Source organism: Streptomyces sp. NBC_01197 (genome assembly GCF_036010505.1).
Taxonomy (GTDB): Bacteria; Actinomycetota; Actinomycetes; order Streptomycetales; family Streptomycetaceae; genus Streptomyces.
Map to the genome: position 1 here is coordinate 1783121 of NZ_CP108569.1, position 11880 is coordinate 1795000.

Below are 11880 nucleotides of genomic sequence, written 5' to 3' on the forward strand. Positions count from 1 at the left end.
CATGTAGCAGGAACGCGCCGGGAGACCAGAAGGTTCCCCGAATATGCGCGCCTCACACGCCTCCGGCCACAGCCAGTCAGCAACTCATAGAGATTTACCCATCAACCGATCACTCACCGCTCATCCACTGTTCCATTACCGTGAGCAAATGATCAGGATCCACAGGCTTGGTGACATAGTCGGAAGCGCCGGATTCGATGGCCTTCTCCCGGTCGCCCTTCATCGCCTTCGCGGTGAGCGCGATGATCGGCAGCCCGGCGAACTGCGGCATCCTGCGGATGGCCGTCGTCGTCGCATAGCCGTCCATCTCCGGCATCATGATGTCCATCAGTACGAGCGTCACATCGTCGTGCTGCTCCAGGACTTCGATGCCCTCACGCCCGTTCTCCGCGTACAGCACCGCGAGGCCGTGCTGTTCGAGAACGCTGGTGAGCGCGAAAACGTTGCGGATGTCGTCGTCGACGATCAGTACCTTCTCGCCGCTGAACTGGAAGACGCGGCGCGGCTTCGCCGCCTCCCCGGTCTCCTCCCCCCACGTCTCGGGCTCCGAGGTCGCCGCCTGCACACCTGAACTGGCGGGCAGCGCCGTCTGTCCGCCGGACGGCCCCAGCGACCTGCGGCGCCGCCGGCGGAAGAGCTCCGCGGGGCCGCCCTGGCCGTCCGTGGGCGCCATGCCGGGCGCCTGGCCCGCCTCGTCCCGCACCCCTTCGTCGGTCCCGCCGGGCATCCGCTCCCGGCTGCCCGGCGTCAGCTGCGGATACCCCTGGGGAGGCAGCTCGCTGGCGTGCAGCGGCAGATAGAGCGTGAACGTCGAACCGCGCCCCGGTTCGCTCGCCGCGTGGATCTCACCGCCGAGCAGCCGTGCGATCTCCCGGCTGATGGACAGGCCGAGGCCCGTACCGCCGTACTTGCGGCTGGTGGTCCCGTCCGCCTGCTTGAACGCCTCGAAGATCACCCGCATCTTGCTCGACGCGATACCGATCCCCGTGTCGGTGACCGAGAAGGCGATCAGATCCGCGTCCGCGTCGCGCAGCGAGCCCGCTTCGAGCAGCTGCTCACGGATGGCGTTCGGCACGTTGGCGTTGGCGGGCCTGATGACCAGCTCCACCGCCCCGGTGTCGGTGAACTTCACCGCGTTGGAGAGGAGGTTGCGCAGCACCTGCAGCAGCCGCTGCTCGTCCGTGTGCAGCGTCGCGGGCAGTTCGGGCGAGACCCGTACGGAGAAGTCCAGGCCCTTCTCGGCCGTGAGCGGCCGGAAGGTGGCCTCGACATAGTCGACCAGCTGGACCAGCGCGATCCGGGTCGGGCTGACATCCATCTTGCCCGCCTCGACCTTGGACAGGTCCAGAATGTCGTTGATCAGCTGGAGCAGATCCGAACCCGCACCGTGAATCGTCTCCGCGAACTCCACCTGCTTCGGGGAGAGATTCCCCTCGGCGTTGTCGGCGAGCAGCTTGGCGAGAATCAGCAGCGAATTGAGCGGTGTCCGCAGCTCGTGAGACATGTTGGCCAGGAACTCGGACTTGTAGCGCATCGAGACCGCGAGCTGCTCGGCACGCTCCTCCAGCACCTGCCTGGCTTCCTCGATCTCGGTGTTCTTCACCTCGATATCGCGGTTCTGCTGGGCCAGCAGCTCGGCCTTCTCCTCCAGTTCGGCATTGGACGCCTGAAGTGCCTTCTGCCGGTTCTCCAGTTCGGCCGAACGCTCCCGCAGCTGCTCGGTCAGCTCCTGCGACTGCTTGAGCAGCACCTCGGTCTTCGAATTGACGCTGATGGTGTTGACGCTCGTCGCGATCATTTCGGCGATCTGGTTGAGGAAGTCCTTCTGGATGTGCGTGAAGGGCTGGAAGGAGGCCAGCTCGATCACCCCGAGCACATTCCCGTCGAAGAGCACCGGCAGCACGATCACGTGGGCGGGCGGCGCCTCGCCGAGACCGGACGAGATCTTCAGGTATCCCGGCGGCACGTTCTCCACCAGGATCGTGCGCTTCTCCTCGGCGGCTGTGCCGATGAGCGTCTCCCCCGGCCGGAACGTCGTCGGCATGGAGCCGGCGGAGTATCCGTAACTGCCGTGCATCCGCAGCTCGTACGCGTCCTCGGCGCCCGCGCCGCTCTCCGCGGCCGACCCGGTCGGCACCGCAAGGAAGAACGCGCCGTGCTGGGCCGAGACCACCGGCGTGAGCTCGCTCATGATGAGCGACGCCACGTCCACCAGTTCCCGGCGCCCCTGCATCAGACCGGAGATACGGGCCAGGTTGCCCTTGAGCCAGTCCTGCTCCTTGTTGGCGACCGTGGTGTCACGCAGGTTGGCGATCATCGTGTTGATGTTGTCCTGCAGCGCCTGGATCTCGCCGGCGGCGTCCACATCGATCTTGAGATTGAGATCGCCGCGGGTCACCGCGGTGGCAACGGCCGCGATGGCGCGCACCTGACGGGTCAGGTTCCCGGCCATCTCGTTCACCGACTCGGTCAGGTCGCGCCAGGTGCCGTCCACATCGCGCACCCGCGCCTGACCGCCCAGCTGGCCCTCGGTGCCCACCTCACGGGCCACCCTGGTCACCTGCTCGGCGAAGCTCGACAGCTGGTCGACCATCGTGTTGATGGTGGTCTTCAGCTCCAGGATCTCGCCCTGGGCGTCGATGTCGATCTTCTTCGTCAGGTCGCCCTTGGCGATGGCCGTGGTGACCGTGGCGATCTGGCGCACCTGCCCGGTCAGATTGGACGCCATCGAGTTCACCGACTCGGTGAGGTCCTTCCACGTACCGGCGACTCCCGGCACCCGGGCCTGACCGCCGAGCGAACCGTCCGTACCCACCTCACGCGCCACCCGCGTCACTTCGTCCGCGAACGAGGACAGCGTCGTCACCATGGTGTTGACCGTGTCCGCGAGCTGCGCGACCTCGCCGCGTGCCTCCACGGTGACCTTCTTGGTCAGATCACCGTTGGCGACCGCCGTGGCGACCTGGGAGATGTTCCGCACCTGACTGGTCAGGTTGTTGGCCATCAGGTTCACGTTGTCGCTGAGGTCTTCCCAGATGCCGGTGACCCCGCGCACCCGCGCCTGGCCGCCGAGGATGCCCTCGGTGCCGACCTCCCGGGCCACCCGCGTCACCTGCTCCGCGAACGACGACAGCTGGTCGACCATCGTGTTGACGGTCGTGACCAGCTCCAGGATCTCGCCCTTGGCGTCGACAGTGATCTTCTTCGACAGATCGCCCTTGGCGACCGCCGTGGTCACCTCTGCGATGTTCCGTACCTGCGAGGTCAGGTTGTTCGCCATGAAGTTGACGGACTGGGTGAGGTCCTTCCAGGTACCGGAGACCCCCTGGACCTCGGCCTGACCACCCAGGATCCCCTCGGTGCCCACCTCGCGCGCGACCCGCGTCACCTGCTCCGCGAACGACGACAGCTGGTCGACCATGGTGTTCAGGGTGTTCTTGAGCTCCAGGATCTCGCCGCGCGCGTCCACGTCGATCTTCTGCGACAGGTCACCCCGGGCCACCGCGGTCGCGACCTGCGCGATGTTGCGGACCTGTGCGGTGAGGTTGCCCGCCATCCCGTTCACGGAGTCGGTCAGATCGCGCCACACCCCGGCCACACCGGGCACCTGCGCCTGACCGCCGAGCCGGCCGTCCGTACCGACCTCGCGGGCGACCCTGGTCACCTGCTCGGCGAAGGCGGAGAGCTGGTCGACCATCGTGTTGATGGTGTTCTTCAGTTCAAGGATCTCGCCACGGGCGTCCACGTCGATCTTCTGCGACAGATCACCACGGGCCACCGCGGTGGTCACCTGGGCGATCTGGCGCACCTGAGACGTGAGGTTCCCCGCCATGAAGTTGACGGAGTCGGTGAGTTCCTTCCAGGTACCGCTGACGCCGTCCACCCGGGCCTGCCCGCCGAGCCGGCCCTCCGTACCGACGTCACGCGCCATCCGCGTGACCTGATCGGCGAACGAGGAGAGCTGCGCCACCATCGTGTTGACGGTGTTCTTCAGCTCCAGCATCTCCCCGGCCACGTCCACGGTGACCTTCTGCGACAGATCGCCGTTGGCGACCGCCGTCGTGACCTGCGCGATGTCCCGCACCTGGCCGGTGAGGTTACGGAAGGCCGTGTTCACCGAGTCGGTGAGGTCCTTCCAGGTACCCGCCGCGCCCGGCACCTCGGCCTGCCCGCCGAGACGGCCCTCGACCCCGACCTCACGGGCCACCCGGGTCACTTCGGAACCGAAGGACTGCAGCTGGTCCACCATCGTGTTGACGGTGTTCTTCAGCTCCAGCATCTCCCCGGCCACGTTCACCGTGACCTTCTGCGTCATGTCACCGTTGGCGACCGCCGTCGTCACCTGGGCGATGTCCCGCACCTGCGTCGTGAGGTTGCGGAAGACGGTGTTGACGGAGTCCGTGAGGTCCTTCCAGGTGCCCGCGGCGCCCGGCACCTGCGCCTGGCCGCCCAGCAGCCCCTCGGCGCCGACCTCGCTGGCCACCCGGGTCACTTCGTCCGCGAAGGTACGCAGCGTCTCCGTCATCTGGTTGATGGTCTCGGCGAGCTGGGCGACCTCGCCGCGCGCGCTCACCGTGACCTTCTGCGAGAGATCGCCGTTGGCGACCGCGGTGGTGACCTCCGCGATGCCGCGCACCTGCGACGTCAGGTTCCCGGCCATCGTGTTCACCGAGTCGGTGAGGTCCTTCCACACGCCGGCCACACCGGGCACAGCCGCCTGACCGCCGAGCTCGCCCTCCGTACCCACCTCACGCGCGACGCGTGTCACCTCGGACGAGAACGAGGACAGCTGATCGACCATCGTGTTGACGGTGTTCTTCAGCTGGAGCATCTCTCCAGCCACATGGACGGTGACCTTGCGTGACAGATCGCCTCGGGCGACAGCGGTCGTGACGAGAGCAATGTCACGCACCTGCGCGGTCAGCCGGTACGCCATGGTGTTCACCGAATCCGTGAGACCCTTCCACGAACCGGACATACCGCGCACCTGAGCCTGACCGCCGAGCTTGCCCTCGGTACCGACCTCCAGTGCGACGCGCGTCACCTCGTCGGTGAACGCCGACAACTGGTCGACCAGGTTGTTGACGGTACGGGCGACCTTCAGGAACTCACCGCGCAGCGGCCGCTCCACCCCGTCCATGGCCTGCGAGCGCAGGTCCATCCGCTGTTCGAGGTCACCCTCGGCCACCGCAGACAGCACCCTGCCGACCTCGGACACCGGCCGCGCGAGATCGTCCACCAGCTCGTTCGACGCATCGATCGCGACGGCCCAGGAGCCCTCCAGGGCCCCGGTCTCCAGCCGCTCGGTGAGCTTCCCCTCGCGGCCCACCATCCTGCGCACCCGGGCGATCTCACCCGTCAGATGGAGATTCCGGTCGGCGACCTCGTTGAAGACGGCCGCGATCTCGGCCATCGTGCCCTCGCCCGAGACCGTCAGCCGCCGCCGGAAGTTCCCGTCACGCATCGCGGCCAGAGCCGTCAGAAGTCTGTCCAGGGCGGCGGTATCCACTTCAGTTGTCCCGTGGTGTCGCTTTTTTGGCGACTGTCCGCTTTTTGCGCGCGTGTTCTTGTCACGCGCCGCCGTGCCAGACTCCACCGTGTCCCTCCCGCAGGGGTTGGCCGTACTGCCCGGGCTGTAATCGAGAAGCTAGCCCAGTGTTTCACCATGGCAGGACCAGGCCATAACAGTTCGGCAGCTTTGGATACCCGTCCCCGCAGACTCGGAGCGGAAACCCAGTAACCGGCACCCAAACGGACAGCGAAGGTAAGTAACCTGGCATCCGGCTGTCCAACCGTCCCGGTCCGCCCGGCGGGGGCGGAGGCACCAGCACTACCACCGGGCAGCGAGGGGCGGGCCGACAACATGGCAGAGCCGGGCGTCGAGACGCGTACGAGGAGTTCTGTGATCACCGCGCGGGCGGCTGCCAGTTTCGAACCGGTCGGACGGTCGGTCGCGACCGCCCGTACTTTTGTACGTGACACCCTCCAGGGGTGGGGTTATTCCGACGTCGTCGACGACGCGGTCGTCCTCACCAGCGAACTGGTCACCAACGCGGTCGTCCACGCGGGCACCACCGCCGACGTCCTGTGCCTGCGCACCGATGACGGCATCCGGGTGGAGGTCGCCGACCACTATCCGGAGCGTGAGGTCCCGCTCCAGGGCAGCGGCCAGTCCTTCGGCAGCCCGGACCGGGAGGGCGGCCGGGGGCTGCTTCTCTGCGCGGCGCTCGCCTCCCGCTGGGGCGTCGACTACACGCCCACCCAGAAGCAGGTGTGGTTCCAACTCGACCTGCCGCAGCGCCCGGTGGGCGCCCGCTCGGCGGGCCCGCTGCTCCCCGCGGAGCTTCTCCCGGTGGCCGACGGACGGGTCCGCGTGGCAGTGGTCCAGATCGACAGGACCGGTTCCGTCTCCTCCTGGAACGAGGATGCGACGGAGCTCTTCGGCCACCCCGCCGACCAGGTCGTCGGCAAGCAGCTCACCGACTTCGCCGCCTGGCCGCACACCCCGGGCACCAACACCGGTATCGCCGACGCCCTCCAGCTCTCCCGCTGGGAGGGCAGCTACGGCATCCGCGCCGCCGACGGCAAGGTCGTCCCCGTCTACGCCTCACACCTGCGGGTGCGGGACGGGCAGGGCGAACCGAGCACCGTCTGCCTCCTGGTCAACGACTACGAGCGCGCGGTCCTCCAGACTCCGGCCCGCACCCCGCAGAACGACTCGAACTCCTTCTCCGACCACCGCACCACCGACCCGTTCGAAGTCTTCATCGGCTCCCCCGCCCCCGACGACCTCGACGGCCTCCTCCAGCGCACCGTCGAGCGCGCCCGCGACATGCTCGACGCCGACGCCGCGTTCCTGCTGCTCGCGACGGACGACGAGACGGAACTCGAAGTACGGGCCACGACGGGGCTGCCGTCCGCCCGCCAGCGCTTCGCCCGGGTCCCGGTCGAAGCGGGCACCGGACGGTACGGATCGGCGCGGATGCCTGCCGTCCACGAGGATCTGGCGGCCGTACCCGGCGCCGTACCGCTGCTGAACGGCACCGGCATGCGCTCGGTCGTCACCGTCCCGCTCAAGGTCGAGGGCCGCCTCACCGGCTCCCTCGGCGTCTCCACGGAGGCCCCGGGCCGGTACTCCAACGAGCAGGCACTGCGCCTCCAGTTCGCCGCCGACCGCATCGCACTCGCCGTCGAGTCGGCCCGGCTGGGCGAGCTGGAGAAGCTGCGCCGCGGCTCGCTGTCGTTCCTCGTCGAGGCGTCCGATCTGCTGGCGGGCACCCTGGACCGCGACCAGACCCTGGCGCTGATGGCGCAGATGACCGTGCCCACGCTGGCTGCCTGGTGCGCCGTCTACACGATCGCCGACCAGGCGTCGGAGCCGTACCTCTCCTATGTTCTGCACGAGGACGAGGAGCGCATCGACGGCCTCAAGGCCCTGCTCTCCCGGATCAGCCCGCCCGAGCCGGTCCCGACCCCGGGCGCCCGGAGCTGGGCCGCTCCCGGTGAGGCGGCGCACCAGGCGGCGCTGACGTCGTCCATGCGCAGCCTCGGTCTCGGATCGAGCCCGGCGCTCGGTTCGGGCATCGGCACCACGCTCGCCACGGCCGCCGCGGTCGGCGGTGAGACCGTCGTACTGCCGCTGGTCGCCCGGAACCGCGTCATCGGCATGCTCACCCTCGGCAAACCGTCCGACGACCACTTCCGCCAGGAGATCCTGGAGCTCGCCGAAGACCTCTCGCGCCGGGCGGCACTCGCGCTCGACAACGCCCGCCTGTACTCGGAACGCACCGCCATCAGCCAGGCCCTGCAGCGCAGCCTGCTTCCGCCGGGCCTGCCGGACGTGCCCAATGTCGAGGTGGAGGTCATCTACCGGGCCGCGGGCGAGGGCAACGAGGTCGGCGGCGACTTCTACGACCTCTTTCCCATCCGGGACGGGGCGTACGGCTTCGCCATCGGAGACGTCTGCGGTACGGGCCCGGAGGCTGCCGCCGTCACCGGCCTGGCCCGCCACGCCCTGCGACTGCTCGCCCGGGAGGGCTTCGGAGGCCCCGCCGTCCTGGAACGGCTCAACGCCGCGATCCTGGACGAGGGCGCCCGCAGCCGCTTCCTCACGCTCCTCTACGGCGAGCTGTGGCCCCAGAAGGACGGCAGCGCTCTCCTCAAGGTCGTCTGCGCCGGGCATCCGCTCCCCCTGCGACTGCGGCAGGACGGCACGGTGGAGCCCGCGGCCGAACCGCAGCCGCTGCTGGGCGTGATGGAGGACCTGGAGCTGTACGAGCAGAGCGTGACCCTCGAACCGGGCGACGTACTGCTCTGCGTCACGGACGGCGTCACGGAGCGCCGCGAGGGCACCCGGATGCTCGGCGACGACGGCCTGGCCGACGTACTCAGCACCTGCACCGGCCTGACGGCGGGCGCGGTGGCCGGCCGTATCCTGCGCGCGGTGGAGCGGTTCGCCGCCGAGCCCGCATCGGACGACATGGCGATCCTGGCCATGCGCGTGCCCGAGCCGCCCAAGTAGCCGCTATACGAGCGGATACGCGAAAGGCCCCCGCCGGACGGCGGGGGCCTTTCGGTGTGAGAGCCCCAATACGGAATCGAACCGTAGACCTTCTCCTTACCATGGAGACGCTCTACCGACTGAGCTATTGGGGCGCAACAACAAGATAGATCATACCCGAAGTCGACGGTGCTTCCCGCCACCACATTCTCATCACTCCGCCACCACTCGCCGGATCCAAGCCACGTGCTCAGAAAGCCGGTTGAAGGAGGCCGCCGAGCGCGTTGCAGGAGGAGACGATGCGCTGCAGCTCGCGCCGGCGCAGCGAACCGTGCACGGGAAGCGCGAGGGTCTCGTCGGCGGCCCGCTCGGTCTCGGGCAGCCGCACATCCCGGCGGAAGGCCGGCATACGGTGAACGGGCGTCGTCACGGGCACCTCGCACCCCACACCCCTGCGCCGCAGGGCCTGGGCGAAGGCGTCACGGTCTGGCCGCCCGTTGCCCGGCACACGTACGACGTAACGCTGGTATGTGTGGCCCGCGTTCGGCACCGGCGTCCGCACACCGGTCAGGCGATCGCCCAAGTAGGCCGCGTAGGAACGGCGTTGCTCGACTTCGTCCACGGCGGCAGTCTCTCCGGAGGGTTCCCCGGGCCCGATGACCAGGAGTCCGTGGATACGCCCGAGTTCACCGATCCGCGCCAGGTCCGGCGGGTGCCCGAAGGCGGCGACGGCCACCACTGCGGCGGTACGTGGGGTGAGTACGGCAGCGACCGCGTCCGGGTCGAGGCAGTAACTCCCGGGATCTATGTCAGCGAAGACAGGCCTGGCCCCGGCCATCACCACGGCCGCGGCCGCTTCGGCGTCCCCGTACGCCGGCACGACTACCTCGTCGCCGACTCGGACGCCTGCGGACTTCAGGAACCTCGCGGTACTCATGACTGCATGCTGCTCGCCGCACGTGAACACCAAGTAACAGGGCACAAAAAAACGTCGGCCCCTGAACCGAAGTTCAGGGGCCGACGTTGAAAAATTGTTCGGCGGCGTCCTACTCTCCCACAGGGTCCCCCCTGCAGTACCATCGGCGCTGAAAGGCTTAGCTTCCGGGTTCGGAATGTAACCGGGCGTTTCCCTAACGCAATGACCACCGAAACACTATGAAATCAACCAACACCGGTAACTACACGGTCGTTCGTTATTTCAGAACTAACACAGTGGACGCGAGCAACTGAGGACAAGCCCTCGGCCTATTAGTACCAGTCAGCTCCACCCGTTACCGGGCTTCCACATCTGGCCTATCAACCCAGTCGTCTACTGGGAGCCTTAACCCCTCAAAGGGGGTGGGAATACTCATCTCGAAGCAGGCTTCCCGCTTAGATGCTTTCAGCGGTTATCCTTTCCGAACGTAGCCAACCAGCCATGCCCTTGGCAGGACAACTGGCACACCAGAGGTTCGTCCGTCCCGGTCCTCTCGTACTAGGGACAGCCCTTCTCAATATTCCTACGCGCGCAGAGGATAGGGACCGAACTGTCTCACGACGTTCTAAACCCAGCTCGCGTACCGCTTTAATGGGCGAACAGCCCAACCCTTGGGACCGACTCCAGCCCCAGGATGCGACGAGCCGACATCGAGGTGCCAAACCATCCCGTCGATATGGACTCTTGGGGAAGATCAGCCTGTTATCCCCGGGGTACCTTTTATCCGTTGAGCGACAGCGCTTCCACAAGCCACTGCCGGATCACTAGTCCCGACTTTCGTCCCTGCTCGACCCGTCGGTCTCACAGTCAAGCTCCCTTGTGCACTTACACTCAACACCTGATTGCCAACCAGGCTGAGGGAACCTTTGGGCGCCTCCGTTACTCTTTAGGAGGCAACCGCCCCAGTTAAACTACCCATCAGACACTGTCCCTGATCCGGATCACGGACCGAGGTTAGACATCCAGCACGACCAGAGTGGTATTTCAACGACGACTCCACAACCACTGGCGTGGCCGCTTCACAGTCTCCCACCTATCCTACACAAGCCGAACCGAACACCAATATCAAACTGTAGTAAAGGTCCCGGGGTCTTTCCGTCCTTCTGCGCGAAACGAGCATCTTTACTCGTAGTGCAATTTCACCGGGCCTATGGTTGAGACAGTCGAGAAGTCGTTACGCCATTCGTGCAGGTCGGAACTTACCCGACAAGGAATTTCGCTACCTTAGGATGGTTATAGTTACCACCGCCGTTTACTGGCGCTTAAGTTCTCAGCTTCGCAACCCCGAAAGATCACTAACCGGTCCCCTTAACGTTCCAGCACCGGGCAGGCGTCAGTCCGTATACATCGCCTTACGGCTTCGCACGGACCTGTGTTTTTAGTAAACAGTCGCTTCTCGCTGGTCTCTGCGGCCACCCCCAGCTCACCAAGTAAATCGGATCACCAGGAATGGCCCCCCTTCTCCCGAAGTTACGGGGGCATTTTGCCGAGTTCCTTAACCATAGTTCACCCGAACGCCTCGGTATTCTCTACCTGACCACCTGAGTCGGTTTAGGGTACGGGCCGCCATGAAACTCGCTAGAGGCTTTTCTCGACAGCATAGGATCATCCACTTCACCACAATCGGCTCGGCATCAGGTCTCACCCTCCATGCCATCCGGATTTACCTGGATGACGGGCTACACCCTTACCCCGGGACAACCACCGCCCGGGCTGGACTACCTTCCTGCGTCACCCCATCGCTTACCTACTACCACCTTGGTTCAGCGGCTCCACCACTCCCCTTTGCCCGAAGGCTCCAGGACGGCTTCACGGCCTTAGCATCAATGGGCTCAGTACTGGGCGTTTCAAAGCGGGTACCGGAATATCAACCGGTTGTCCATCGACTACGCCTGTCGGCCTCGCCTTAGGTCCCGACTTACCCTGGGCAGATCAGCTTGACCCAGGAACCCTTAGTCAATCGGCGCACACGTTTCTCACGTGTGTATCGCTACTCATGCCTGCATTCTCACTCGTGAACCGTCCACAACTCGCTTCCGCGGCTGCTTCACCCGGCACACGACGCTCCCCTACCCATCCCAGCCCCCGTTGGGGGTACATGCTGGAATGACACGACTTCGGCGGTACGCTTGAGCCCCGCTACATTGTCGGCGCGGAATCACTTGACCAGTGAGCTATTACGCACTCTTTCAAGGATGGCTGCTTCTAAGCCAACCTCCTGGTTGTCTCTGCGACTCCACATCCTTTTCCACTTAGCGTACGCTTAGGGGCCTTAGTCGATGCTCTGGGCTGTTTCCCTCTCGACCATGGAGCTTATCCCCCACAGTCTCACTGCCGCGCTCTCACTTACCGGCATTCGGAGTTTGGCTAAGGTCAGTAACCCGGTAGGGCCCATCGCCTATCC

At 66.1% G+C, this 11880-nt stretch carries 3 protein-coding genes, 1 tRNA gene and 2 rRNA genes (1 of these 6 running past the window's edge); 1 reads left to right on the top strand and 5 read right to left on the bottom strand.

Annotated elements, in window-relative coordinates:
* Positions 1-109: 109 nt before the first annotated feature.
* The gene (locus tag OG452_RS07955; protein ID WP_327294918.1) at positions 110-5596 is read right to left on the bottom strand and encodes a HAMP domain-containing protein; all 5487 of its coding nucleotides are present in this window, start codon (positions 5594-5596) and stop codon (positions 110-112) included.
* 267 nt (positions 5597-5863) lie between these two features.
* On the opposite strand from OG452_RS07955, the gene OG452_RS07960 reads away from it, so the two are divergent.
* Positions 5864-8521 (top strand): SpoIIE family protein phosphatase, encoded by a 2658-nt coding sequence (locus tag OG452_RS07960; RefSeq protein ID WP_327294919.1) that lies wholly within the window; start codon positions 5864-5866, stop codon positions 8519-8521.
* A 61-nt stretch (positions 8522-8582) separates the two neighbouring features.
* Here the strand turns inward: OG452_RS07960 and OG452_RS07965 are convergent.
* From OG452_RS07965 to OG452_RS07980, 4 genes are all read right to left on the bottom strand, one after another.
* Positions 8583-8655, bottom strand: a tRNA-Thr gene (locus OG452_RS07965).
* Between the two features lie 95 nt (positions 8656-8750).
* Positions 8751-9437, bottom strand: a complete 687-nt coding sequence (locus tag OG452_RS07970) for a DegT/DnrJ/EryC1/StrS family aminotransferase (protein WP_327294920.1) — start codon at positions 9435-9437, stop codon at positions 8751-8753.
* A gap of 96 nt (positions 9438-9533) precedes the next feature.
* Positions 9534-9650: ribosomal RNA gene (rrf, locus tag OG452_RS07975) — 5S ribosomal RNA — on the bottom strand.
* A gap of 78 nt (positions 9651-9728) precedes the next feature.
* Positions 9729-11880, bottom strand: a 23S ribosomal RNA gene (locus OG452_RS07980); it runs 973 nt beyond the window's last position.